Below are 25,103 nucleotides of genomic sequence, written 5' to 3' on the forward strand. Positions count from 1 at the left end.
TGGCGTGTCACGCTCTCCCGGTCAACGTCTTTGCGGAGAATCCTTATGCTCGCGATACACGCAGCCCGCCAAGTGGCGGTTAGTGCGGCTGGATTTATGGCGTGAACCGCCGCAGGCACAGCCGCAAAACGGCCAGCTGTTCCGCGTCGGCCATTTGTCCGCCCCCTTTGACCACACTGCGCCGCGGGTTGACAGCCAAACTTGATATTGATAATCATTATCAACACTAAACATTCACTTGCGGCTCGCGGGATGCGGGCCGCTCTCCGGGGTCAACCGCCATGCCGTCATCACCGATCACACCGTACGCCACCACCTGCTGCATCGTGGGGGGCGGCCCCGCCGGGCTGATGCTCGGTTATCTGCTGGCGCGGGCGGGGATCGACGTGACGGTGCTGGAGAAGCACGCCGACTTCCTGCGCGATTTTCGCGGTGACACCATTCACCCGTCGACGCTGGAAGTCATGCACCAGCTGGGCCTGCTCGACGAACTGCTGACGCTGCCACACCAGCGTGCGGAATCCCTGCACGCCGAAGTCGCCGGGCGCGACATCAAGCTGGCGGATTTCACCCGCCTGCCGACGCGCTGCAAATTTATCGCCTTTATGCCGCAGTGGGAGTTCCTCAACTTTTTGGCACAGCAGGCCGCCGCATTCCCCCATTTCAGGCTGCTCACCTCGACGCAGGTTCATAAGCTGCTCTACGACCGCGGCCAGGTATGCGGCGTGCTGGCCGACACGCCGGAAGGCCCGATCCGCGTGCGCAGCCAGCTGGTGATCGGCACCGACGGCCGCAACTCGGTGGTACGCGAGCAGGCGGCGCTCAGCAGCCGCTCCTTCGGCACCCCGCGCGACGTATTGTGGATGAAGCTCAGCAAGCAGCCGGGCGATCCGGCCTGGTCGATGGGCCATACCGGGCCGAAGCAGAACTTCATCATGATCGATCGCGGCGACTACTGGCAGTGCGGCTACTCGATCGATAAAGGCAGCTTCGACGCGATCCGCCGCAGCGGCCTGGAGAAATTTTTGCTGCACCTCGCCGAGGTGGCGCCATTCCAGGACGATCGCCTGCAGGAGATCGTCGAGTGGGATCAGGTGAAGCTGCTGAGCATCCGCATCGATCGTCTGGATCGCTGGGCCAAACCGGGGGTGCTGTGCATCGGTGACGCCGCGCACGCCATGTCGCCGATCGGCGGCGTGGGCGTCAACCTGGCGATTCAGGACGCGGTGGCCGCCGCCAACGCCCTGATCCCGCCGCTGCGCCAGCATCGGCTGCAGCTGAAGCATTTGCTGAGCGTGCAGCGCCGGCGCGAATTCCCCACCCGGGCCATCCAGTTTTTGCAGATCAAAATGAGCCAGCGCAAGCCGGGCGAACGCCGCGCGGCGGGCGGATCGCGCCTGATCGCCCGCGTCGGCAACAGCCGCTGGCTGCCGCGCCTGTTCGGCCGCATCATCGGCCTGGGTTTTCGCCGCGAAACGCCGCGGCATCTGTCCAACGAAACCTGCCCGCCGGAATAACATTGGTGCTTTTTTCATCGCACCGTATAATGGTTAAATCGAACGATTTAATTAACTGGAGCGATTAAATGTACGCACTCAGCGCGAACGAGGCCAAAACCCAATTCGGCGATTTGCTGCTCAAGGCGCAGCGCGAACCGGTGCAAATCAATCGCAACGGCAAACCGGTCGCCGTCGTCATGTCGGTAGAAAACTACCAGGCGCTGGAAGATCTCAAACTACGCGCGCTGCAGCAAAAAATCGCGCAGGCTACCGCCGAGGAAGACGCCGGTAAGGCGGTAGACGGCGATGCCTTCTTCAACCGTCTGCTCACCGATGAAACCGACTGATATGCCCGCGTTTCGCCTCACCCCGCAAGCCCAACAAGATCTGCTGGCTATTCGCCATTTCACCGTCGAGCACTGGGGCCAAACGCAATCTCGCCGCTATCTTGAGCAGTTGAGAGAGATCATGCATCATCTGGCGGACATGCCGGAAGCGGGTAAAGCCCACTTTCACGATCTGGGCGAAGAGATACGCAGTTTTCCTTACGCCAGCCATAGGATCTACTACCGCAGCCGCCCTGCCGGCATCACCGTTCTTGCCATTTTGCATCAGGCGATGGTACCCCACCGGCATCTGGAACAACGGCTGTAACTTTTCTTACTCAAAGGGGCACTGATGTTCACCGTCCGTCAGGCATTGCTGGAAGATTTAACTCAGGTGCGCGATATCGGCATCCGCACCTATCGCGCGCACTTCGGTGAGCTGTGGCGCTACCCGCACGAGCTGGAGGCCTTTCTGGCCGAGGATTTTGCCGTCTCCGCGCTGGAACGGACGCTGCGCGATCCCGACGTGTGCTGGCTGTTGGCCTATGAGGATGACGCCCTGGTCGGCTATGCGCGGCTCAACGTCGACAGCTTGCTGGCGCCAACGCAAACCCGCGGCGCAGAGCTGCAGAAAATCTATTTCCTGCCGGGCCATGCCGGCAACGGCTATGGCCAGCGCCTGTTCGAACAGGTGCAGCAGCGGGCCATCGAGCGCCGGCAGAAGACGCTGTGGCTGGAGGTGCTGCAACGCAACACCGGCGCCCAACGCTTTTATCAGCGCCAGGGATTGAGCATTTGTGGCGAGACCTGCTACACCAGCGCCCAGGGCTCGATAGGCATCTGGTATATGAGCAAGGCGCTGTAACCGCGCCCCGCTCCGCCTTCGTTTAGCGCGGCTCCCGCTGCAGCATCAGGAACAGCAAGGCAAACGCATTGGGCGCCAGGTAGATCAGTGCCCCCAGCTGCACCGCCAGCGGATCCTGCTTGGCCTGCCAGGCCATAAACCAGTCGCCGGCGACCACCATAAAGCCGACGCCCCACACCGCGATCGCGCAAAGCGCCCCCAGCATCGCCCAGATTTTGCCCTTGGCGAAGGCGGCGTAAGGGCCTTTAAATCGCCCGATCATCAGCACCACGCCTGTGGCCGCGAATAGGCCGGCCAGCGTTTCCAGCGTGGTGATGACAGCCAACCCCAACATGCAGGCCCAGTCGGCGCCGATCGCGCGCCACATCAGCCCCGGCGTCTGATAGGTATCCTGCATGGCGAGCAGCGGACCCACCGCGTTGCGCGCGGTGCCGGCGAAATCCGCCGTATTGTTCAACAGGCTGAACAGCCCCCACAGGGCCGGAAACAGGGACAGTACGATGCAGCCGAGGCGTGACACAGTGATTTCGTTCATGGGTTATCCTTAATTAATAAACTTGCGGCTTCCACCATCATGGCGGTGCCGCAGTCGAGATCCTGAGAGTTTGACGTGCACAATGTAAGAACTAATCTTACAATGACGCAGCATAGCCGAAAGTGAGGAGGAATAATGGGCAGAACATTAACGGTAGATCTGGGTGACGAACTGCGTAGCTTCGTCGAAGACCTGGTGGCCAGCGGCGATTACCGCACGCCCAGCGAAGTCATCCGCGAATCCGTGCGCACTTTGCGCGAACGTACCGCCGCCTCAAAACTGGAAGAGCTTAGGCGCCTGATTGCCGAAGGAGAGAACAGCGGCGAAGCCGTCGAATGGGATCGTGATGTGTTTATGGAAAGAATACGGAGCAAAGCAAAAGGATGCGCAGGAAAGTAACCGTCCGCCCAAAAGCCTTGGACGATATGGAAGAGATCTATTTTTACGGATTGGCGCACTTTGGCTTACAGGTGGCCGAAGATTATCTGCGCCACCTGCACAGGCTTTCGATAACCTTAGCCACCACCAACTCGGCAGAAACATCGATGCAATCGGCCCCGGCCTATGGGTATTGCCCGTCGCCAACCACCTGATTTATTTTCGTCAGCACAGGCGGGAGGTGAATATCATCAGAGTGCTGCATCATTCCCGAGATCCGCTCAGCCGATCCTTTTTCAGCTGATCCAACGTCAAATCGCCACCAGCCCGCGTACGCCGTCCTGTTCCATATTGCTGCCGGCGCCGCGCTGCACGATGCTGCCGCGCGACATCACCAGATAGCTGTCCGCCAGGTCGGCGGCAAAGTCATAGAACTGTTCCACCAGCAGGATCGCCATATCGCCGCGCGTCGCCAGCTGTTTGATCACCGCGCCGATCTCCTTGATCACCGAAGGCTGGATCCCTTCCGTCGGCTCGTCGAGGATCAGCAGCTGCGGCCGGCAGGCCAGCGCCCGGCCGATCGCCAGCTGCTGCTGCTGCCCGCCGGAGAGATCGCCGCCGCGCCGATCCTTCATTTGCCGCAGCACCGGAAACAGTTCATAGATCGGATCCGGCACCGTGCGCGCGGCGGCGCCGGAAAAGCGCGCCAGCCCCATCAGCAAATTTTCCTCGACCGTCAGGCGCGGGAAAATCTCCCGCCCCTGCGGCACATAGGCGATGCCCGCCCGCACCCGCTGATGCGGCTTTTTACCGGTGATGGTTTCGCCCTGCCAACGGACGCTGCCGCTGCGCGCCGGGACCAGCCCCATCAGGCATTTCAGCAGCGTGGTCTTGCCCACGCCGTTGCGCCCCAGCAGGCAGGTCACCTCGCCAATGCGCGCCTCGAACGACAGGCCGCGCAGAATGTGGCTGCCGCCGTAATATTGATTCAATTCTTCTACCTGCAGCATGATTACGCCTCCTCAGCGCCCCAGATATACCTCAATCACCCGTTCGTCGGCCTGCACCTGCGCCAGCGATCCTTCCGCCAGCACCTGCCCCTGGTGCAGCACCGTCACGCGATCGGCGATGGTTTCCACAAACCCCATATCGTGCTCCACCACCATCAGCGAATGCTTGCCCGCCAGCTCGCGGAACAGTTCGGCGGTGTAGTCGGTTTCGGCGTCAGTCATGCCGGCCGCCGGCTCGTCGAGCAGCAGCAGGTGCGGCTCCTGCACCAGCAGCATGCCGATCTCGAGAAACTGTTTTTGCCCGTGGGACAGCAGCCCGGCGGGCCGGTGGCGTTCATGCCCCAGCCGCAGGGTCTTCAGCATCTCGTCGATGCGGTCGCGCTGTTCGCTGCTCAGGCGGGCGCGCAGGCAGGCCCACACCGACTTGCGGGTTTTCTGCGCGATCTCCAGATTTTCGAACACCGTCAGCGCCTCGAACACCGTCGGTTTTTGAAACTTGCGGCCGATGCCGGCGTGGGCGATCTGCATCGGCGCCAGCCGGGTCAGATCGACGGTCTGATCGTAAAACACCTTGCCGCTGTCCGGCCGGGTCTTGCCAGTGATCACATCCATCAGCGTGGTCTTGCCGGCGCCGTTGGGGCCGATCACGCAGCGCAGTTCGCCGACGCCAATGTGCAGCGACAGATCGGTCAGCGCGCGAAAACCGTCGAAGCTGACGTTGACGTTGTCGAGCTGCAGCACCGGATCGGTTTGCTGCCGGTATTTATCCGCCGGCAGCGGGTGGGTAAACAGCTCGTCGGTCACTTGCATCGCTTTCATGAGGTTTTCCTCCGGCGCAGCAGGCCGATCACCCCTTTGGGCAGAAACAGCGTGACGACGATAAACATCAGGCCGAGGAAGAACTGCCAGTATTCGGGAATGGCCATGGTGAACCAGCTCTTGGCGCCGTTGACGATGCCGGCGCCGAGCAGCGGCCCCACCAGCGTGCCGCGCCCGCCGAGCGCCACCCAGATGGCGGCCTCGATCGAGTTGGTCGGCGACATTTCGCCGGGGTTGATGATGCCGACCTGCGGCACATAGAGCGCGCCGGCCAGCCCGCACAGCACCGCCGACAGCGTCCAGACGAACAGCTTGAAGCCCTTCGGGTCGTAGCCGCAGAAGGTCAGCCGGTTTTCCGCATCGCGCACCGCGGTCAGCACCCGGCCGAACTTGCTGCGCGCCAGCGCAAAGCCGATGGCCAGGCTGGCGGCCAGCAGCAGCACCGTCGCCAGAAACAGCGCCACCCGCGTGCCGGGGGCGGTGATGGGAAAGCTGAGCAGCGTGGTAAAACCGGTAAAGCCGTTATTGCCGCCGAAGCCGGTCTCGTTGCGAAAGAACAGCAGCATGCCGGCATAGGTCAGCGCCTGGGTCATGATCGAGAAATACACCCCTTTGATTTTTGAGCGGAAGGCGAAGTAGCCGAACAGGAAAGCCAGCAGGCCCGGCACCAGCACGATCAGGCACAGCGCCCAGGCGAAATGCTGGGTGCCGCTCCAGAACCACGGCAGCTCATTCCAGGAGAGGAACGCCATAAACGCCGGCAGCCCGTCGCCCGCCGCCTGCCGCATCAGGTACATGCCCATGGCGTAGCCGCCGAGCGCGAAGAACAGCCCGTGGCCGAGCGACAGCAGCCCGGCATAGCCCCACACCAGATCGAGCGCCACCGCCACCACCGCGTAGCACAGGATCTTGCCCGCCAGCGTCAGGGTATAGGTGGACACCGCCAGCGGATGATCCGCCGGCAACAGCGTCAAGAACGGCATCACCAGCAGCACCAGCAACGCCAGCGCGCCGATGCTCAACGCCAGCCGGGGCGCTTTCTGCACGCCGGTTACGGTCAATGGTTGGCTCATCAGTCAATCACCCTGCCCTTGAGGGCGAACAGCCCCTGCGGACGCTTTTGAATAAACAGAACGATCAGTACCAGGATCAGGATCTTGCCCAACACGGCGCCGATCTGCGGCTCGAGGATCTTGTTGACGATGCCGAGGCCGAAGGCCGCCGCCACCGTCCCCGCCAGCTGGCCGACGCCGCCGAGCACCACCACCAGGAACGAATCGATGATGTAACCTTGCCCCAGCTCCGGCCCGACGTTGCCCAACTGCGACAGCGCCACCCCGCCGAGCCCGGCGATGCCGGATCCCAACCCGAAGGCCAGCATGTCCACCCGCCCGGTGGGCACGCCGCAGCAGGCCGCCATCGCGCGGTTTTGCGTCACCGCGCGCACGTTCATGCCGAGCCGGGTCTTGTTCAGCAGCAGCCAGGTCAGCGCCAGCACCAACAGCACGAACGCGATCACCGCGATGCGGTTCCACGGCAGCACCAGGTTCGGCAGCAGCTGCACGCCGCCCGACAGCCACGCCGGGTTGGCGACCTCGACGTTCTGCGCCCCGAACAGCACCCGCACCAGCTGGATCAGCACCAGGCTGATGCCCCAGGTGGCCAGCAGGGTTTCCAGCGGCCGGCCGTACAGGTGGCGGATCACCGTGCGCTCCAGCAGCATGCCGATCCCGGCGGTGATGGCGAACGCCACCGGCAGCGCCGCCAGCGGGTAGAGCGCCAGCCAGTGCGGCGCAAACTGCTGAAACAGCCCCTGCACCAGGTAAGCGGAATAGGCACCGAGCATCAGCATTTCGCCGTGCGCCATATTGATGACGCCGAGCAGGCCGTAGGTGATCGCCAGCCCGAGCGCCGCCAGCAGCAGGATCGAGCCGAGCGACAGGCCGCTGAACGCCTGGCCGAGCAGATCGCCGATCATCAGGCGATGCTGCACCCGCTGCAGGCTGCGTTGCGCCTCGGCGCGCACCGCGGCGTCCGGCTCGTGAGCGGCGTCGGTCAACGCCTGCAGCCGCGCGCGGGTTTCCGGCTCGCCCGATTCCCCCAGCAGCCGCACCGCATTGAAACGCACCTGCGGGCTGGCGTCGGTCAATTGCAGGTTCGCCAGCGCAATGCTCAGCGCGTCGCGTACCTGCGGGTCTTTCTCCTGCGCCAACCGCCGGGTCAACAGCGGCAACTGCTCGCCCTGCGCTTCGCGCTGCAGCGCGGTCGCCGCCTGCAGCCGCACCGCCGCGTCCGCGCTGACCAGCCGCTGCGCCGACAACGCGTTGGCGATCAGAATGCGCAGCCGGTTGTTCAGCCACACCTTCTTCGGTTCGCCAACCGGGGCCGCCTCGCCCTCGAGCGGCAGATAGCGATCGCCCTGGCGGATAAAGGCGCGCTTCGCCCCGTCGATCGCCACGGTTTCCTGCTGCAGCCCCTGCAGCAGCGGCAGGCGCGCGGCATCCGGCTCGGCCGCCCAGGCCTGCAGCAACTTGGCCTGCTGCGCACGGTTGGCCGCCGCAAACTCATCGGCCGGCCCGGCCTGCGCCAGCAGGGGCCAGGCGCACAGCAGCCACAGCCCGACGCGCAGAGAGGATAAAAACGGAGATTGCATCAGCTGCCTCTTCTGTTGGGCCGGCGGGCGCTGGGCCGCGCCGGCGCTGAGTGACGTTACTTGCCGCCCTTCACCGGGTAATCCGGTTTTTTGTCGTTGCCGGCGATATACGGGCTCCACGGCTGCGCGCGCACCGGTGCCTCGGTCTGCCACACCACGTTGAACTGGCCGTTGCCCTCGATCTCGCCGATCATCACCGGCTTGTGCAGGTGGTGATTGGTCTGGTCCATGGTCAGCGTGAAGCCCGACGGCGCGGCGAAGGTTTGCCCGGCCATCGCCGCGCGCACCTTATCGACGTCGGTGGTGCCGGCCTTTTCCACCGCCTGCGCCCACATGTGGAGGCCGACGTAGGTGGCCTCCATCGGATCGTTGGTCACCGCGGTGGCGTAATTCGGCAGGTTGTGCGCCTTGGCGTAGGCTTTCCACTGGCTGACAAACCGCTTGTTGGTCGGGTTATCCAGCGATTCGAAGTAGTTCCAGGCCGCCAGGTTGCCCACCAGCGGCTTGGTGTCGATGCCGCGCAGCTCTTCCTCGCCGACCGAGAAGGCGATCACCGGCACGTCGGTGGCCTTGACGCCCTGGTTGGCCAGTTCTTTGTAGAACGGCACGTTGGAGTCGCCGTTGATGGTGGAGATCACCGCCGTATTGCCGCCGGCGGCGAATTTTTTGATGTTGGCGACGATGGTCTGGTAATCGCTGTAGCCGAACGGCGTGTAGACCTCTTCGATATCCTTGTCCTGTACGCCTTTGCTGTGCAGGAAGGCGCGCAGGATCTTGTTGGTGGTGCGCGGATAGACGTAATCGGTGCCCAGCAGGAAGAAGCGCTTGGCGCCGCCGCCGTCCTCGCTCAGCAGGTATTCCACCGCCGGGATCGCCTGCTGGTTCGGCGCCGCGCCGGTATAGAACACGTTCGGCGACATCTCTTCGCCCTCGTATTGCACCGGGTAGAACAGCAGCCCGTTCAGCTCCTCAAACACCGGCAGCACCGACTTGCGCGACACCGAAGTCCAGCAGCCGAACACCGCCGCCACCTTGTCCTGGCTCAGCAGCTGGCGCGCCTTTTCGGCGAACAGCGGCCAGTTGGAGGCCGGATCCACCACCACCGGCTCCAGCTTTTTGCCGAGCACCCCGCCTTTGGCGTTGATCTCGTCGATGGTCATCAGCGCCACATCCTTCAGCGGCGTTTCGGAAATCGCCATGGTGCCGGAGAGCGAACTCAGAATGCCGACCTTGATGGTGTCGGCGGCCTGCACGCTCCAGGCCAGACCCAGGCCGACAGCGGCGGCGGACAGCGCAAAAGCTTTGATAAAACGACGACGTTGCATAGTTCAAACTCCTGATGTGTGTGAAATCAAAATCGTTACGCCGAGCGCGCCGGCTGCTGGGCCCGCGCCTGGTGCAACATGTGCAGCGTTATTTTTCGTACCTCTGCCTTGCTGACGGCGATATGCTCGCCGAGCAGCGCTTGCGCCACCCCGCTTTGCCGCTGCAGGATCGCCTGCAAAATGGCGGCGTGTTCGCGGTAGGTGGCGTCCACCCGCGCCTGCTGGGTGAAATCCAGTCGGCGAATGATGCGGATCTTTTCGGTCAGCTCGCGGTGGATGCGCGCCATTTCGCCGTTGCCCGCCGCGGCCACCAACGCCTGATGAAACTGCTCGTCGTGCTGCGACACCACCTGGCCGTCCGCCAGACGCGGCGCTTCGGTCCAAAAACGGTTCAGCGCCGCCAGCGCGGCCGGCGTTTCCCCGGCCGGCCATTCGCACAGCCGTTTCACCGCCTCTTGTTCCAGCACGATGCGCAGGTCGTACAGCTCTTCGAAGTAGGCGAAATCGAACGGCCGCACCTGCCAACCGCTGCGAAACAGCACCTCGACATAGCCTTCGCGCTCGAGTCGAAACAGCGCCTGACGCACCGGCGTGCGGCTGGCCGCCATGCGCTGCGCCACGTCGCTTTCGCTGAAGCGATCGCCCGGCAGCAGGCGAAACTCGAAGATGTCGGCCTTGAGCTGCAGATAAATGCGCTCCGCCAGCCCCTCCGGCCGCGCCTTGTGCTCTCCGTTGGTGATTTGCATCCTCGCCCCTCCGTTCAGATCGCTTTTTCCAGCCACAGCAGGGCGTCGCCCGGCCCGACCGGCCGCCCCTGCCGACAGCTGATGCGTTTGACGATCCCGGCGCGCGGCGCGGTGACCGCCAATTCCATCTTCATCGCCTCGACCACGATCAGCGGCTGCCCGGCCGCCACCGCCTGCCCCGGCTCCACCAGGATCTTCCACACGCTGCCGTTCAGATCGGCGCTGACCAGATCGCCGTCGATCGCGTCTTCTTCCTCCGGCGGCAACAGCTGCGCCTCGGCCTCGTCGTCATCGCTGCGCCAGCGCGCCACTTCGGCGCTGAACGCCTGCTGCTGGCGATGCTGGAAGTCGGCGATCGCCTCGGCGTTGTCGGCCAGGAAATCGGTGTAGGCGGCGAAGTCGAATTCGCTCTCTTCGATGCGCACCTGCATGCGCCCTTCGCGGAACGCTTCGCGCTGCTCGTCCAGTTCTTGCTCGCTGACCGGGTAGAAGCGCACCTGATCGAAGAAGCGCAGCAGCCAGGGTTCACCGGCGGTGAACTGCGGGTTTTTGAGGAATTTGTTCCAGATCGGCAGCGTGCGCCCCACCAGCTGGTAACCACCCGGCGAATCCATGCCGTAAATGCACATGTACATGCCGCCGATGCCGACCGTCCCTTCGGCGGTGTGGGTGCGCGCCGGGTTGTATTTGGAGCTCAGCAGGCGATGGCGCGGATCGAGCGGCACCGCGCAGGGTGCGCCGAGGTAAACGTCTCCCAATCCGAGGATCAGGTAGCTGGCGTCGAACAGGATGTCGCGCACCTGCTCGCGTCGGCTCAGGCCGTTGATGCGCTGAATGAAATCGACGTTGTTCGGCAGCCAGGGCGCCGAGGCGCGCACCGTCTGCTGATAGCGATCGACCGCCCCCAGCGTGGCCGAATCCTCGAACGCCATCGGCAGCCAGACGGTGCGCGTCGGCACCTTCAGGCGGCTGACGTCCCCCAGCGCCCGTTCGCGCGCCAGCAGGCGCTGCAGCAGATCGGCCTGGCTTATCAGCCGGCTGTCGTAGCGGATCTGCAGCGAACGCACGCCCGGCGCCAGCTCCGCCACGCCCGGTATCGCCTCCTGGCGCAGCGACTGCATCAGCAGATGAATGCGCAGCCGCAGCGCCAGATCGAGCACGTTGTCGCCGTACTCCATCAGGATGTAGCCGTCTCCCGCCTGGCGATACGCCACCGCCGGGCGCCCTTCCGCCGCCGGCAGCGCCGCCAGCACCGCGGCGGAAACGGTATCCGCCGGGGCCAGATCCGGCGGCGGCAGGGCGATGGCCTTCACCGCCGCCAGCGCTTCGATGCTGCCGAGCTGCGCCTGTTCCAGCGACTGCGCCTGGCGAAAACCGATCGGATGGAACCGGATGCGGTCGCCCGGCTTCACCTGCCCCACTTTCCACAGCTCGGCCTTGGCGATGGTCACCGGGCAGACGAAGCCGCCAAGGCTCGGCCCGTCGCGGGTCAGGATCACCGGGAAGTCGCCGGTGAAATTGATCGCGCCGATGGCGTACTCGCAGTCGTGCACGTTGGAAGGATGCAAACCGGCTTCGCCGCCGTCTTCTCTCGCCCACTCGGGCTTCGGCCCCGCCAGGCGCACGCCGAGGCGATTGGAGTTGTAATGCACCTGCCAGTCGGTGGCGAAGAAGGCGTCTATCGATTCGGCGGTGAAAAAGTCCGGCGCGCCGTGCGGCCCGTACAGCACGCCGATGTGCCACTGGTCGCCGTAGTGCGGGATCAGGCTGTCGTCCATCGCCTGCGGCGCGGCGATCGGCGCCGGCGTGGTGCTGGCGGCCAATTCCGGTTGAGCGATCGCCAGCATGTCCGCCACGCGCAAGGTGCGCCCGGCGTGGCCGCCGAACTGGCCGAGCGCGAAGGTGGAACGGCTGCCGAGATACACCGGCACGTCGAAGCCGTTGCGTACCGCCAGATAGGTGCGGCAACCGTGCGTGGCGCGCCCCAGCGTCAGCACCTGCCCGGCCCGCACCGCGATCGGCCGCCAGTAGGCGACCGCTTCGCCGTCCAGATCGGCCGGGCAGCTGGCACCCGTCAGCGCGATGGTGGCGTCGCAGTGAAAGCGCAGCGTCGGCCCCTGCAGGGTGAACTCCAGCCCGGCGGCCGCCGGGTGGTTGCCGACGATGCGGTTGGCCAGCCGGAACGCGAAGTCGTCCATCGGGCCGGACGGCGGCACGCCGATGTCCCAATAGCCGAGGCGGCCGGGATAGTCCTGCACGCTGCTGTAGGTGCCGGGTTGCAGCACTTCGAGGCAGTGCGGCTGGTAATGCAAATCGTCCAGCAGGCGCGTCCAAACGTCGCCGCGCTGAAATTGCGGCGTGGCGATCACCTGCCGCAGATAATCGAGGTTGGTGGCGATGCCGTGCAAACGGGTCGCCGCCAGCGCCACGCGCAGTTTTTCCAGCGCCTGCGCGCGGTCAGCGCCGTGTACGATCAGCTTGGCGATCATCGGGTCGTAAAACGCCGAGACTTCGCTGCCGGTCGCCACCCAACCGTCGAGGCGCACGTCGGCGGGGAAATGCACCTCGGTCAGCACGCCGGGGCTGGGCTGGAAGTTTTTCAGCGGATCTTCGGCGTAGAGACGCACTTCGATCGCCGCGCCCTGCGGCGCGCGTTGCAACGCCGCCCAATCCAGCGCATCGCCCGCCGCCACCTGCAGCATGCATTCGATCAGATCCAGGCCGGTGACCATCTCGGTGACCGGGTGCTCGACCTGTAAGCGGGTGTTCACTTCGAGGAAGTAAAACTCGTCGCGCGCGGCGTCGTAAATAAATTCCACGGTGCCGGTGCTGCGGTAATTCACCGATTCGCCCAGCGCCACCGCCGCCCGATGCAGCGCCTGGCGGGTCGCCGCCGGCAGGTGTGGCGCCGGGGTTTCCTCCACCACTTTTTGGTTGCGGCGCTGCAGCGAGCAGTCGCGCTCGCCGAGCGCCGCCACCCGCCCCTGGCCGTCGCCGAAAATCTGCACCTCGACGTGACGCGCCCGATCGACGAAGCGTTCGATAAACGCGCCGGCGTCGCGGAAGAACTGCTCTCCCAGCCGTTTGACGCTGTCGTACGCCTCGCGCAGCGCCGCCTCGTCGTCACAGCGCGTCAGGCCGATGCCGCCGCCGCCGGCGGTGCTTTTCAGCATCACCGGGTAGCCGATGCGCGCGGCGGCGGCAACCGCCTGCTCCACGCTCTCCAGCAAGCCGGTGCCCGGCGTCATCGGCACCCCGGCCAACGCCGCCAGCTCGCGCGCCCGGTGCTTGAGACCGAACTCGCGCATCTGCGCCGCCGTCGGGCCGATAAAGGCGATGCCCGCCGCCTCGCAGGCGTCGGCAAACTCGGCGCTCTCGGACAAAAAGCCGTAGCCGGGGTAGATTGCCTGCGCGCCGGTGGCTGCCGCCGCCGCAAGGATCTTGTCGATGCTCAGGTAGCTGTCGGCGGCCTTGTCGCCGCCGAGCGCCACCGCCCTGTCGGCTTCGGTGACGTGCGGCGCATTGCGGTCGGCGTCGGAATAAACCGCCACGCTGGTGACGCCCAGGCGTTTCAGGGTGCGAATGGCGCGGCAGGCTATTTCGCCGCGGTTAGCGATCAGTACGGTAGTAAACATGTTCATGCCCCCTTAACGCCGGCGAGATAGTCGCGCCAGCCGCCAAACTCGGTAATATCCGTGGCGCCTTCCAGCGCCCAGGCTTCGCAGATAAACCCCTTCACCCGCCGGCCGTCCGCCAGCAGCAGCGTGCCGATACCCAAGGGCGCCGGAATTTCCGCCACAAACTCGCCGAAACGGGCCAGCGGAATGTCCCACAGCTCAAGACGGATCGCCGCTCCCTGCGCCGCGCGCGCCAGCCCCGGCTTCGGCGGCTCGGTATCGGCCAGCGCGTACAGGCGGTAACAGGGGGCGGTGACGGTTTGCTCCACCCGCACCGCGTCGCGCTGCGTCAGCTGGACGTTGAGCGGCATACCGCTGAGGTGAGCGCCCACTACCGCCAGACGCACGTGTCCCGAAGACGGCGCCGGCGCGGGCTGCGGCGGCAATGCCCGGCCGGTTGCGCCGAGCGGCAAGGCGCTTTGCCGTTGCCAGCGCAGGCCAAACGCCGCCAGCGCCCGGTCATGCCAGGCGGGCGCAATCAGGGTGATGCCCGCCGGCAGCCCGTCTTCGCGCAGCGGCCCCGGCAGCGCCAGCGCGCTCAGATCGGCCAGGTTGGTGAAATTGGTGTAAGTGCCGAACTGCGAATTGAACAGCACCGGCTCCTGCGCCATCTCCGCCAGGGTGCGAATAGTGGGCGCGGTCGGCACCACCAGCGCGTCGAACGGCGCCAGCCGCTGAGCGATCTGCCGCGCCAATTCGGCACGCAGGTATTCCGCCTTGTAGGCGTCGCAGGCGCTGTAGCCCAGGCCGTTGCCGACGATGCCGCGCACCACCGGGTCGATAGCCTGCGGGTTCGCTTCCAGCACCTGCTCAATCGCCACGGTGCGCTCCGCCACCCAGGGGCCGTAATACAGCTGCTCCGCCAGGGTGCGAAACGGCGCGAAATCGAGGGGCTCCAGCGTGGCTCCGCCCGCCTGCAGCTGCGCCAATGCGCGGTGAAACGCCCGCTCGGCCTGCACGTCACCGAAAAACTCCAGCTGGGCGGGAACGGCAAAACGCGGCGCGGCGGGGATATCCGCCGGCGCGGTATGCGGATCTGGGCGGGAATACGGGTCTGCCGGGTCAAAGCCGCTCGCCAGTTCCGCCACCTGCGCGGCATCGGCCACCGTCAGCGCGAAGACCGACACCGTATCGTTCAACCGGCAGGCCGGCACCACGCCGCGGTTGGACAACCGCCCTTTGGTCGGCTTCAGCCCGACGATGTTGTTGAACCCGGCGGGCACGCGCCCCGAACCGGCGGTGTCGGTGCCCAGCGCGAACGGCACCAGGCCGCGCGCCACCACCGAAGCGGAGCCGGAACTGGAGCCGCCGCTGACGTAGCGGCTGTCGAAGCTGTTGACCACTGCGCCATAGGGTGAGCGGGTGCCCACCAACCCGGTAGCGAACTGGTCGAGATTGGTTTTACCGAGGGCGATCGCCCCGGCGGCGCGCAGGTTGGCGACCACGGTGGCGTCCGCCGCGGCCTGATAGGTGAACGCCGGGCAGGCGGCGCTGGTCGGCCAGCCGCCGACGTCGATATTGTCTTTGATGGCGAAGGGCACGCCGAACAGCGGCAGGCGGCTGAGATCGCCGGCGACTGCTTCGAGCCTCTGTGCCAGTTGCCGATACTGCCGCTCGCGCTGCGCCGGGGTGGCGAGATACAGCCAGGCGTTGTCGTCTGAATCCAAATCGGCGACCAGCGCTTCGATCGTGGCGCTGACGCAGGCGAGGCGCTCGCCCGCCGGACGGGTTTGATAATGGTGCTGCCATTCACTGAGGGTAAAACCGCACGTTTCAACAGGGTCGCTCATCGGCTGAATTCCATCTGGTACACAAGATGGGATTCAACAGAGCAACCGGCGTGCCAATTTTTAATCTCATGATTTCAATAAATTATAATTAAAACTTATGACGACGGCGGCGAATGGGCTGCACCAATGGCGCGCAGCGGGAGAACAAAAAGAGTGCAATAAGGGGATGATGCAGAGGAAAACCGGGGCGACGACGCTCGCCGCCCCGGGAGGGGGATGTGGATCAGTCGTTGATACGTTTCAAACCGATCGAGGTAATGCAGTAGGTCTGTTGCTTGCCCTTCTCCGCCAACCGCACGTGCTGCATCTCGTTGACGATCGCCAGACGGTTGTCCGGCTCTTCATGCCGCAGGTGGATCACCTCACCGCCGTACCCCGACAGCGGCAGCACCCAGGTTTTAGCCGGCTGATTTTGGCTGCCGATGACGTCGTAGCTGAGCAAGGTGTTACCGTCCGCATCCGTCACGCTGAGGAAGGCGTAGCTGTCGGAAAAGTAGTGGTGGGCAATCCCCGCCGCCAGCGTCACGGTCACGGTTTTCTTCACCAGATCGACGGCGCCGGTCAGAAACTGGCGATCGCCGATCCCTTTGCAAACCACGGTAAACGCATTGCCGACGTTAGCGTCCGGCGGCGTATTGTCGGCGGGCAGGCAATCCCGGTAGGTCGCCAACAGCGACTCGCGCTGCGGCTCGGCGAAGGCGCCGATCGCCAGATAAATATCGTCCTTGAACGACGACGACGGCGCGTAGTAGGCCGGCAGCAGGCGGCGCAAACGCTGCGCCGCCTGTTCCAGGCGCGCCAGCAGCGCTTGCTCGGGATCGCCGGGCAACGCCGGATTTTTCAGCCCGCTTTTTTCGATACGCAGCACGTTGGTTTTGTTTTTGTTGTCGATGACGCCGGCCGCCGCCGGATTCAAGCGCACCCGGCTCGGCTCCACATGGTAAATCTCGATGTCATCGCCCTCGGCAAACGGCAGCTCGTCATGACTTAACGTAGCCTGAGTGCCCTGAATCTCCTTAGTGAAGCGCACCGCGCCCTGCCGATCGCGCAGCGTCACCCGGGCATAGGTTTCACCGGGGAAGTAGGAATGCGGCGTGGTACTGGTCACGTCAACCACCACTGCGCCCTTGGCGCGATCGACGACCACGGTGGCGAAGACCGCATCGCTCAGGCCCAACAGAGCGATCTCCTGTGAAACGATCGGCGAAGCGGCTTTGCGTTCGAAGCGAAGCGTTACCGCGTTTTTCCCCTGCTTCACCGTCAGGTAACCCGCCGTTGGCCGATATTTGCGATCCTTGCCGGTCGGTAACCGCAGGGTGTACACGCCGATCGGCAACGCATTCAGGGCCAGGGTCGGCGCGTCGATACGGACCTTGTGGGCATAGCGCGCCCCTTCCATCAGCACCAGATCCTCACCGTAGATCTGCGCAAAGTCATCGATATCCAGACTCAGGGCGACATCGCCTTTCAGGCCGCTCGCCTTGAGCTGAGAGGAATCGACCAGGCGCAGGGAGGAATCCAGCTTCAGCTGTGCCTGCACCGCCGGCAAACTCTGCGCATCCACCAGTTGATAGAGTGGGTACACCGCCTTGGCGTGGCTGAACGCGTTGAGATCGCGCTGCGTTTGGGTGATCACGCCGCCGGTCAGCTCGACGAACGGCGTCACGTCGATTTGCTCGCCGGCCGCAGCGAAGCTTGCCGACAGCAGATCCAGCAAGGCATGTTCGGACGGCACGAAGCCCGGCGTATTGCAGCTTTGGCGATACTGCTGGTTAAAGTGCGTGAAGGCGTTCTTGCCTGCCTTGTCGACCATCAGCATCGCGAAGAACAGCTTGGAGCGCAGATCCCACTGGTTGAGCGGCGTGCCCTGAGCGATCAGATCGACGATTTTCTTCTCGACGCCGGCCGCGTTGCCGTAGTTATACAGCCACCCTTCCTGGTATTTGCGCTCTCCCAGCATCACGTCCTGATAGCAAGCGGCGTAAATATTGTTCCACATCTCACCGGTGGAGAAATATTTGTCGCCCATAAAGTGCCCCTGATAGCCGTGCGCAATCTCATGCAGGCTGCCCCAGTTGCTGTCTTTCGGCGTCAGCCAGAAGCTGCTGACCGAGTTGCTGGTTTCCGCCGTCCAGCGCCCGCCGTAATACGCGGCGCCGGCGCCGTGTTTATCGGCCTTCATAAAGTAGCGGTTGCGAATATTGCGATCGGATTCGTGTTCGGCCTCGAACGAGACGCCGGTCAGCGCATTGTAGAAGGTGAAAATGCGGTCATAGTAGGCGATCAGCCCGTCGATGTTTTTCGCTTCGCCCAGCGACTTCAGCGCCGGTTTACTGATTTTCGGCACCAGCAATACCGCGTATTCCGCATCGACCAGCGCAAACTCGGCGTCCCGATCGTCCCAGCGGGCGAAAAATGCGGCTTCGTTTTCGCCGCGGCGATAAACCGGCAGCGCTTTCGCCGTGTCCGGATATTCGAACTCCAGCGCCGGTTCGCCCTGCCCGTACGGCGTATCGATGAACGGCACCGAGACGGCATTGACCTGGGCCTCGACCCAGCTCGCGCCGACGCTGAATTCAGCCTCCGTTTTGCTGTCGTCATTCAGCAAGCGCAGCGTGAGCTTGCCGGTAAACGCCGCGTTGGTCTGCCGCACTCGCAGCACCTGCCCGGCGGCGAGAATGATGCCCAGGTGCTGACGATCGTGGTCGATGCCCTTGCTCATGCCTGCCGCATCCAGCCAGACCGGCCGGGTCAACGTGTAAAGTGATTGGGTTTTCGTGATGGTTGGCATCCTGCTTTCCTCATGGTTTGGGGGATTGAATTGACCATGAGAAAGTAACCGGAGGGGCGGCCCGTCCACCATCGATGGCGGATGGCTGAGAGCCAGTACAACAACGGCGGGCGGGAGAGCGGCAAAAAAAAAAGCGCAACCTTGCGATTGCGCCCGATGTTCGGTGAACGCTGCGCGTTACTCGCCGCGAACGCGCTGTGCCAGCCCTTTGAGGAAGTAGCGCAGCATCTGATCGCCGCACGGGCGGTAGTTCTTGGTGCCTTCTTTGCGGAACAGCGCGCTCAGCTCCGGCTTGGAGATACGGAAGTCCACCGCGGTGAAGATCTGGTGCATATCGGTGTCTTTCAGCTCAAACGCCACGCGCAGCTTTTTCAGCACCAGGTTATTGGTGATCGGCAGCTCAACCGCCGGCGCAGGGAACTTGTCGTCCTTGCCGCGCTTGAAGAACACCAGGCCGTTGAGGAAGTGCGCCATCACTTCGTCCGGGCACTTCTCGTAGCCCGGCTCGCCTTCTTTGATCACGTAAGCGTCCATCGCCGACACCGCCACCTCGAAATCGTCCAGTTTGATAATCTCGACCATTTTGGCGTTGTTAATGCTCAGCATATAGCGCACGCTGCGCAGCACGTCGTTGTTCATCATGGGATTGCATTGCCTTATTTGTCTAACGGGGACGTGCGCACATTGCGAAACGAAATGACTGCCACACACCTTGAATGTGCGGCAGTATAGGGATCGGCAAGGGGTTTCTCAATCGATTTGGCTTTTTTGCTGATACAGCGGGATGTCTTCGCCGATGATGTACTTGTTGCGCAGCATCGACGAGACCTTATCCATGATCATCACCACCACCACCAGGATCAGGGTGATGAACATCACCACGTCCCAGTTCCACAGCCGCATGTTCTCCGCGTACACCAGGCCGATGCCGCCGGCGCCGACGAAGCCCAGCACCGCCGCAGAGCGGGTGTTGGACTCGATCTGGTACAGGCTGAGCGCCAGGAAGGTGGGGAACGATTGAGTGAAGATGCCGTAGCGGTGCTTCTGCAACCCGTTGGCGCCTACCGCCGTCAGGCCACGGCTGGGGGACTTGTCCACCGCCTCGTGCCCTTCGGCGTACAGTTTGCCCAGCAGCCCGACGTCCTGCATCACGATCGCCAACACCCCGGCCAGCGGCCCCATGCCGACGGCGCGCACGAAGATAAGTCCCCAGATCGCCATGTCGATGCCGCGCAGCACGTCCAGCAAGCGGCGCACCAGCACGGAGATCGGCCGCAGCAGCGGCGTCGACATCACGTTGCGCGCGGCGAAGAACGACAGCGGCAGCGCGATCAGCGACGCGGTAATGGTGCCGGCGAACACGATGGCGATGGTGATGCCGATCTGCTGGAAGTAGTACATGAACGGCCAGTTGACGAAGTCGTGCCAGACGAACATGCGCAGGAAATAGCGCCCCAGCTGCTGGCAGCCGTTGATAAACTGCGGCCAGGTAATGCCGAACACCAGGAAGAAGAACACGTAGTACAGCACGATCGCCAATGCTATCAGGCCGACGGTGCGCAGGTAGCGCCCCTGCTGCGCGAAGATCGCCGGATGCTGCTGTTTCAACTGGCGCAGCGTTTCCGCCGACGCCGGAGTGCCCGCTATCATTTTGCCCCCTCCACCACGCGCTTGCGCAGCTCGCCCGACACGTAGTCGAGCACGGAAACCACCACGATAATCAACAGCAGCGTCATGCTGACCTGATCGTAGCGGTCGAGTTTAATGTTGGTCATCAGCTCCTGGCCGATGCCGCCCGCCCCCACCAGCCCCAAAATGGTCGACTGGCGGAAGTTGATCTCCAGCCGCATGAAGCTGTAGGAAAGAAACACCGGTTTCACCTGCGGCCACAGGCCGAAACGCATGCGCTGCAGCGGCGTGGCGCCGCAGGCCGCCAGCCCGCGCACCGGTTTGTTGGAGGCGGTTTCGATCGATTCGTAGAACAGCTTGGTCAGGCTGCCGATAGTGTGCAGCGCCAGCGCCAGGAAGCCGGGAATGGCGCCGATGCCGAACGCCATCACGAACATCACCGCCCACGCCAGCTCCGGCATGGTGCGCAAAAACGCCACCAGCGTGCGGATCGCCAGCCGCACCGAAGCCGGGGTATAGGTGTTGCCGGCCGCCAGAAACGCCAGCACGGTCGCCACCAGCACCGAGAAAATGGTCGCCGCCAGCGCCAGCTGCAGGGTCTCCCAGATCAGCGGCAGCTGGATATTCAGGCGGTAACCCCAGTAGGCCAGCGAGCCCTCGGTGCGCCCGTCGGCGAACAGCAGAGGCCAGTGCAGCGTCGGAATGGTTTCGGCCAGGTAGTCGAAGAAGTGCGGAATAGACACCCAAACGGTGTGCAGATTGAACTCGGCGAGGTTGCCGGCGCCCAGGTACAGCGCCACCAGCCCGAGCGACCACAGCAGCGCTTCGCGCTTTTGCTTGCTGCGGATCCGTTGGTAATAATGTGCGAAATCGGTATTCAAAAGAGGTCTTCCATCTTTATGGAACAAGGGGCTCAGCACGCTGAACCCCTTCATTCGAACGGCCAGGGCAGCCGGGAATTAACGGTCGCCTTTGGTCAGCTCGCGCTTCATATCGATGATGGTCTGGTATTCCGCCAGGGTGGTGTCGCCGATGTGCTGCTTGCCGCCCATCGCTTTGATAAAGCACTGGTGATCGTCTTTATCCAGCTTCTTGATGGCGGTGACCACTTTGGCCTTGAAGTCGGCCGGCAGCGAGTTGCTCACCAGGATCGGGCCGTTCGGGATCAGCGGCGACTGCCAGATGATGCGGATCTGCTTCATCAGGTCCGGATGATCCATGCGGATCATGCGGGTGAACGCGCCGCTGGTGTAGCCGGTGTTGTAGTCGCCGATCATCGACGCCCAGGTCACCGCGCCTTCGAACTGGCCGTTCAGCACGCCGAGGATGTCCTGCTCGTGGCCGCCGGAGAAGGTGACGCTGGAGAAGGTGTTGTTGTATTTGTTGTCAACCGTGCCGCCGAACAGCTTTTTAAACGCCTGGTTCGGGATCAGGAAGCCGGAGGTGGAATCCGGATCGGCGAAGCCGATGGCCTTGCCCTTCAGATCTTCCAGTTTCTGGTAGGGGCTGCCGGCCTTCACCACCACCACCGAGTGGTAGCCGCGCGACTGGTCGACGTCGTCGACCGCGATGCCGACGATGTCCACCGCTTTCGGATCCTTGATGTAGACCGAGGCGAACGACGACGGCGACATGCTCAGCACCAGGTCAATCTTGCCGCCCAGCAGGCCCTGGATCACGCCGGAATAGTCGGACGAGTTGCGCAGCTTGGTATCGACGTTCAGCTCTTTGTCCAGGAACTGCTTCACGCACTGGTTATCGCCGATCTGCTGGGTGGCGTTCTGGCCGCCGAGAATGCCCAGGTTCAGCTCTTTCGGCGCATCCGCTGCGGCAGCATTAAATACCATCATCGCGCCGGCCATCAGGGTGGTCAGACTCAATACTTTTTTCATTAGGTGTGCCTTGTGTGTAAAGGGTAAAGGTCAAAAGTGCTTCAATGGATCTGATTGGCTTCTTCGCCATACAGCTGGTGCAGGATCCGTTCGTTCAGTTGCGAAGGATGCCCGTCAAACACGATCTTCCCGTGGGCGATGCCGATCACCCGCGAGCAATACTCTTTCACCAGTTCGACCGAGTGCAGGTTCACCATCACCGCGATGCCGTCTTCGCTGATTTTTTGCAGCGCGTCCATGATGCGGCGGGTGTTTTTCGGATCGAGCGACGCCACCGGCTCATCGGCCAGCAGGATTTGCGGGTTTTGCATCAGCGCGCGGCAGATGGCGACGCGCTGCATTTGGCCGCCGGAGAGGTGCTCGGCGCGCTGCAGCGCATGCGGCAGCATGTTGAGCCACTGCAACAGCTCGATGGCGCGAGCGCGGTCGGCGTCATCGAACAGTTTGAAGAAGGATTTCAGAGTGGAAGTGTGGCTCAGGCGGCCCAGCAGCACGTTGGTCATCACGTCCAGCCGCGGCACCAGGCAGAAGTCCTGGAAGATCATGCCGCAGCGCGCGCGCCACTGGCGCATCTGGCGGCCGGCCAACTGGGCGATATCCTGCGCCGCGCCATCGTCTTCGAAGTGCAGCATCTCACCGCAGCTGGAAGGAATGGTGCCGTTCAGGGTGTGCAGCAGCGTGGACTTGCCCGCGCCGGAGCGGCCGATCACCGCCACGAATTCGCCGGCGTGCAGATCGAAATTGATGTCATCCAGCACGCGCTGCTGCGCTTTGTAGGCCTTGCCGAGTCCCTTTACCGATAATACTTTGCGGGATGCGGCGGCGTGCTGCCCTGGAAAGTCGTGCTGTGCCAATTTTAACAGTGCCTGAGCCATATGATTTCTCTGGTTTCAGTGGCTAATCATTATGGGCACCTATTAACGGATAAGTTTATGACAGTGGGATGATGGTTTTATGGCCGGGGCGTGACGCGTGCCGCCCCGGCGTTCGCCTCACGCCAGGGTGAAGAAGTCCAGCCCCAGCGCCTTCTTGACCTGTTGCAGCGTCTGCTGGCTGACCTGATGCGCGCGGCGGGTGCCGTGCTGCAGGATGCGCGTCAGCTCGCCTTTATCGGCGATGAATTCGGCGCGGCGGGTGCGGATCGGCTCAAGCAGGCTCTGCAGGCAATCCTCCAGCAGCCGTTTGATTTTCACGTCCCCCAACCCGCCGCGGCGGTAATGCGCCTTCAGATCCGCCACCAGCGCGGCGTCTTCGCAGAAGGCGTCCAGGTAGGTGAACACCATGTTGCCCTCCACCCGGCCGGGATCGCTGACGTTGAGATGGCCGGGGTCGGTGAACATGCTCATCACCGCCTTGTGCACCTCGTCGGCGCCGGCGCCAAGCTGGATGGCGTTGCCGCGCGATTTCGACATCTTGCCCTGCCCGTCCAGCCCCGGCAGACGCCCGACGTTGCTCAACAGCGGCTGGCACTCCGTTAATATCGGTTGGCCGACGATGTGGTTGAAACGCCGCACGATCTCATTGGTTTGCTCCAGCATCGGCAGCTGATCCTCACCGACCGGCACGTGGGTGGCGCCAAAGGCGGTGATGTCCGCCGCCTGGCTGACCGGATAGATCAAAAAACCGGCCGGCAAACTGCGGGCGAAATCCTTCTCGGCGATTTCGTTTTTCACCGTCGGGTTGCGCTCCAGCCGCGCCACGCTGACCAGATTAAGGTAGTACATCGTCAGCTCGGCCAACGCCGGCAGCGCCGACTGCAGGCAGATCGTGGTCTTATGCGGATCGATGCCCACCGCCAGATAGTCGGCCACCACGTTGAGCACGTTGGCGCTGATTTTTTGCGGGTTGTTACCGTTGTCGGTCAGACCTTGCAGATCCGCCACCATCACCGTTTGGTTATGCTGGTGCTGCAGTTCCACGCGCTGGCGCAGCGAGCCGACGAAGTGGCCTAAATGCAGTGGGCCGGTGGCGCGATCGCCGGTAAGAATGGTGTAGCTCATGACAGTGCTCCTGAAGTCCTTGGACCGCCGGATCAACGCCACAAAAAATAATGCCGCCAAACCGGCGGCATTAATAAGAGATGTGAATACTCGTGCCGCCTCAGAAGAGGCGCCACCATGACTGATTGTGGGTGGAGTGCATCGATATATTCATGGCATCAAGGTATACCCGCAGCGGCAACGCGTCAATAGCGCGTAAGACGGCGTTACACTCCGGCATTTGCGTTCCTGCCCTGGCGCGCTAGGGTAAAACCTTCAACCTGAAAAAGGAGCGCATGATGAAGATCGGATTTGCCGGACTGGGTGGGATGGGCAGCGCCATGGCGGCCAACCTGTTGCAGGCGGGCTTCACCTTAACGGTATGGAACCGCTCGCCGCAGGCGGCGCAGCCGCTGGTGAGCGCCGGCGCGCAGCAGGCAGAACGGCCGGAACAGCTGGCCGATGCCGACGTGCTGATCACCATGCTGGCAGACGATGCCGCCACGCAACAGGTGGTGGTCGACAGCGGGTTGCTGCAACGGATGAAACCGGGCGCGCTGCATATCAATATGGCGACCATCTCGGTCGAACTCGCCAAGCGTTTGACGGCGCTGCATGCGGAACACGGCATCGGCTATCTCGCCGCGCCGGTGCTGGGGCGGGTCGACGTGGCCGCCGCCGGCAAGCTGAATATTCTGGCGGCCGGCGATAGCGAGCGGCTGAAGCAAGCGCAGCCGCTGTTCGATGCCCTCGGCCAGAAAACCTGGCACTTCGGCGCCGATCCGGCGCAGGCCAACGTGGTCAAAATCGCCACCAACTTTACGCTGGCCAGCGCCATTGAAGCGATGGCGGAAGGCAGCGCGCTGGTGCGCAACTACGGCGTGTCCGGCGCCGACTACCTGCAGATGCTGGGCGGCACCGTCTTCGCCGCCCCGGCCTATCAGGGCTATGGCGCGCTGATCGCCGCCGAGAAGTATTCCCCCGCCGGGTTCCGGCTGGCGCTGGGGCTGAAGGACGTCGGGCTGGCGCTGGCCGCCGGCGCCGACAGCCATACGCCGATGCCGTTCGCCGGGGTGCTGAAAGACAACTTCCTCGACGCGATGGCGCAGGGGGATGCGGATCTGGACTGGGCGGCGCTGGCCAAGGTGGCGGCGCGGCGGGCGGGCCTGAAATAACGAACGGGGGCGTT

At 63.7% G+C, this 25,103-nt stretch carries 24 protein-coding genes and 1 pseudogene; 9 read left to right on the forward strand and 16 right to left on the reverse strand.

Annotated features, from left to right (window positions below):
- Positions 1-64 precede the first annotated feature (64 nt).
- The 5 genes and pseudogenes from ACJ8MK_RS04060 to ACJ8MK_RS04080 all read left to right on the forward strand — a co-directional run.
- Positions 65-205 (forward strand): annotated as a pseudogene (locus ACJ8MK_RS04060) (DUF4865 family protein); the annotation flags it as partial.
- 76 nt (positions 206-281) lie between these two features.
- Positions 282-1,517 (forward strand): FAD-dependent oxidoreductase, encoded by a 1,236-nt coding sequence (locus tag ACJ8MK_RS04065; RefSeq protein ID WP_442517521.1) that lies wholly within the window; start codon positions 282-284, stop codon positions 1,515-1,517.
- Positions 1,518-1,585: 68 nt separating this feature from the next.
- A complete protein-coding gene (locus ACJ8MK_RS04070) occupies positions 1,586-1,846 on the forward strand; it encodes a type II toxin-antitoxin system Phd/YefM family antitoxin (RefSeq protein ID WP_060428990.1) in 261 nt (86 codons plus the stop codon).
- A 1-nt stretch (position 1,847) separates the two neighbouring features.
- Positions 1,848-2,153: a type II toxin-antitoxin system RelE/ParE family toxin gene (locus ACJ8MK_RS04075; protein ID WP_033637605.1), complete on the forward strand. Its 306-nt coding sequence runs from the start codon at positions 1,848-1,850 to the stop codon at positions 2,151-2,153.
- Positions 2,154-2,177: 24 nt separating this feature from the next.
- Positions 2,178-2,690: a GNAT family N-acetyltransferase gene (locus ACJ8MK_RS04080; protein WP_043146939.1), complete on the forward strand. Its 513-nt coding sequence runs from the start codon at positions 2,178-2,180 to the stop codon at positions 2,688-2,690.
- A gap of 22 nt (positions 2,691-2,712) precedes the next feature.
- On the opposite strand, the gene ACJ8MK_RS04085 is transcribed toward ACJ8MK_RS04080, so the two are convergent.
- The gene (locus ACJ8MK_RS04085) at positions 2,713-3,225 is read right to left on the reverse strand and encodes a DUF2165 family protein (protein WP_060421367.1); all 513 of its coding nucleotides are present in this window, start codon (positions 3,223-3,225) and stop codon (positions 2,713-2,715) included.
- A 135-nt stretch (positions 3,226-3,360) separates the two neighbouring features.
- On the opposite strand from ACJ8MK_RS04085, the gene ACJ8MK_RS04090 reads away from it, so the two are divergent.
- From ACJ8MK_RS04090 to ACJ8MK_RS04100, 3 genes are read left to right on the forward strand one after another with little or no spacing between them, the layout of a single operon-like run.
- A complete protein-coding gene (locus ACJ8MK_RS04090) occupies positions 3,361-3,624 on the forward strand; it encodes a type II toxin-antitoxin system ParD family antitoxin (protein ID WP_049195072.1) in 264 nt (87 codons plus the stop codon).
- Positions 3,609-3,818, forward strand: a complete 210-nt coding sequence (locus ACJ8MK_RS04095; protein ID WP_229601695.1) for a hypothetical protein — start codon at positions 3,609-3,611, stop codon at positions 3,816-3,818. The genes ACJ8MK_RS04090 and ACJ8MK_RS04095 overlap by 16 nt, the downstream gene beginning before the upstream one ends.
- Positions 3,776-3,907 (forward strand): type II toxin-antitoxin system RelE/ParE family toxin, encoded by a 132-nt coding sequence (locus ACJ8MK_RS04100; protein ID WP_229601694.1) that lies wholly within the window; start codon positions 3,776-3,778, stop codon positions 3,905-3,907. The genes ACJ8MK_RS04095 and ACJ8MK_RS04100 overlap by 43 nt, the downstream gene beginning before the upstream one ends.
- A 7-nt stretch (positions 3,908-3,914) precedes the next feature.
- Here ACJ8MK_RS04100 and urtE read toward each other — a convergent pair whose 3' ends face one another.
- The 15 genes from urtE to trpS all read right to left on the reverse strand — a co-directional run bounded on the left by urtE (position 3,915) and on the right by trpS (position 23,935).
- Positions 3,915-4,613 (reverse strand): urea ABC transporter ATP-binding subunit UrtE, encoded by a 699-nt coding sequence (gene urtE / locus ACJ8MK_RS04105; RefSeq protein WP_060420005.1) that lies wholly within the window; start codon positions 4,611-4,613, stop codon positions 3,915-3,917.
- Positions 4,614-4,625: 12 nt separating this feature from the next.
- Positions 4,626-5,432, reverse strand: coding sequence for an urea ABC transporter ATP-binding protein UrtD (gene urtD / locus ACJ8MK_RS04110; RefSeq protein WP_442517522.1), 807 nt, complete (start codon positions 5,430-5,432; stop codon positions 4,626-4,628).
- A complete protein-coding gene (gene urtC, locus ACJ8MK_RS04115; RefSeq protein WP_049195078.1) occupies positions 5,429-6,505 on the reverse strand; it encodes an urea ABC transporter permease subunit UrtC in 1,077 nt (358 codons plus the stop codon). The genes urtD and urtC overlap by 4 nt, the downstream gene beginning before the upstream one ends.
- Positions 6,505-8,085, reverse strand: a complete 1,581-nt coding sequence (gene urtB, locus ACJ8MK_RS04120) for an urea ABC transporter permease subunit UrtB (protein WP_047568689.1) — start codon at positions 8,083-8,085, stop codon at positions 6,505-6,507. Before urtB ends, urtC begins: the two co-directional genes overlap by 1 nt.
- A gap of 56 nt (positions 8,086-8,141) precedes the next feature.
- Positions 8,142-9,410: an urea ABC transporter substrate-binding protein gene (gene urtA / locus ACJ8MK_RS04125; RefSeq protein ID WP_342098096.1), complete on the reverse strand. Its 1,269-nt coding sequence runs from the start codon at positions 9,408-9,410 to the stop codon at positions 8,142-8,144.
- Positions 9,411-9,445: 35 nt separating this feature from the next.
- Positions 9,446-10,156, reverse strand: a complete 711-nt coding sequence (locus tag ACJ8MK_RS04130) for a GntR family transcriptional regulator (protein ID WP_033646979.1) — start codon at positions 10,154-10,156, stop codon at positions 9,446-9,448.
- A 14-nt stretch (positions 10,157-10,170) separates the two neighbouring features.
- Entirely contained in the window at positions 10,171-13,791 is a 3,621-nt protein-coding gene (gene uca / locus ACJ8MK_RS04135) for an urea carboxylase (RefSeq protein WP_442517523.1), read from the reverse strand.
- A gap of 2 nt (positions 13,792-13,793) precedes the next feature.
- Positions 13,794-15,623, reverse strand: coding sequence for an allophanate hydrolase (gene atzF, locus ACJ8MK_RS04140; protein ID WP_033653444.1), 1,830 nt, complete (start codon positions 15,621-15,623; stop codon positions 13,794-13,796).
- 223 nt (positions 15,624-15,846) lie between these two features.
- The gene (locus ACJ8MK_RS04145; protein WP_442517524.1) at positions 15,847-18,414 is read right to left on the reverse strand and encodes a putative mucin/carbohydrate-binding domain-containing protein; all 2,568 of its coding nucleotides are present in this window, start codon (positions 18,412-18,414) and stop codon (positions 15,847-15,849) included.
- Between the two features lie 177 nt (positions 18,415-18,591).
- Entirely contained in the window at positions 18,592-19,056 is a 465-nt protein-coding gene (locus ACJ8MK_RS04150; RefSeq protein ID WP_004939471.1) for a DUF1456 family protein, read from the reverse strand.
- A gap of 108 nt (positions 19,057-19,164) precedes the next feature.
- A complete protein-coding gene (gene phnE, locus ACJ8MK_RS04155) occupies positions 19,165-20,064 on the reverse strand; it encodes a phosphonate ABC transporter, permease protein PhnE (protein WP_033637591.1) in 900 nt (299 codons plus the stop codon).
- Complete coding sequence (gene phnE / locus ACJ8MK_RS04160) at positions 20,061-20,924, reverse strand: phosphonate ABC transporter, permease protein PhnE (protein WP_033637590.1); 864 nt, start codon at positions 20,922-20,924, stop codon at positions 20,061-20,063. Before phnE (ACJ8MK_RS04160) ends, phnE (ACJ8MK_RS04155) begins: the two co-directional genes overlap by 4 nt.
- A gap of 78 nt (positions 20,925-21,002) precedes the next feature.
- A complete protein-coding gene (gene phnD, locus ACJ8MK_RS04165) occupies positions 21,003-21,935 on the reverse strand; it encodes a phosphonate ABC transporter substrate-binding protein (protein ID WP_025302014.1) in 933 nt (310 codons plus the stop codon).
- A gap of 41 nt (positions 21,936-21,976) precedes the next feature.
- Positions 21,977-22,810 (reverse strand): phosphonate ABC transporter ATP-binding protein, encoded by an 834-nt coding sequence (gene phnC / locus ACJ8MK_RS04170; protein ID WP_033642325.1) that lies wholly within the window; start codon positions 22,808-22,810, stop codon positions 21,977-21,979.
- Between the two features lie 117 nt (positions 22,811-22,927).
- Positions 22,928-23,935, reverse strand: a complete 1,008-nt coding sequence (trpS, locus tag ACJ8MK_RS04175; protein WP_442517525.1) for a tryptophan--tRNA ligase — start codon at positions 23,933-23,935, stop codon at positions 22,928-22,930.
- A gap of 278 nt (positions 23,936-24,213) precedes the next feature.
- Between trpS and ACJ8MK_RS04180 the strand changes: the two genes are divergently transcribed.
- The gene (locus ACJ8MK_RS04180; RefSeq protein WP_033653447.1) at positions 24,214-25,089 is read left to right on the forward strand and encodes an NAD(P)-dependent oxidoreductase; all 876 of its coding nucleotides are present in this window, start codon (positions 24,214-24,216) and stop codon (positions 25,087-25,089) included.
- The last annotated feature ends 14 nt before the right edge of the window (positions 25,090-25,103 follow it).

The sequence above is a fragment of the Serratia sp. CY38905 genome, from assembly GCF_052168875.1.
Taxonomy (GTDB): Bacteria; Pseudomonadota; Gammaproteobacteria; order Enterobacterales; family Enterobacteriaceae; genus Serratia; species Serratia sarumanii.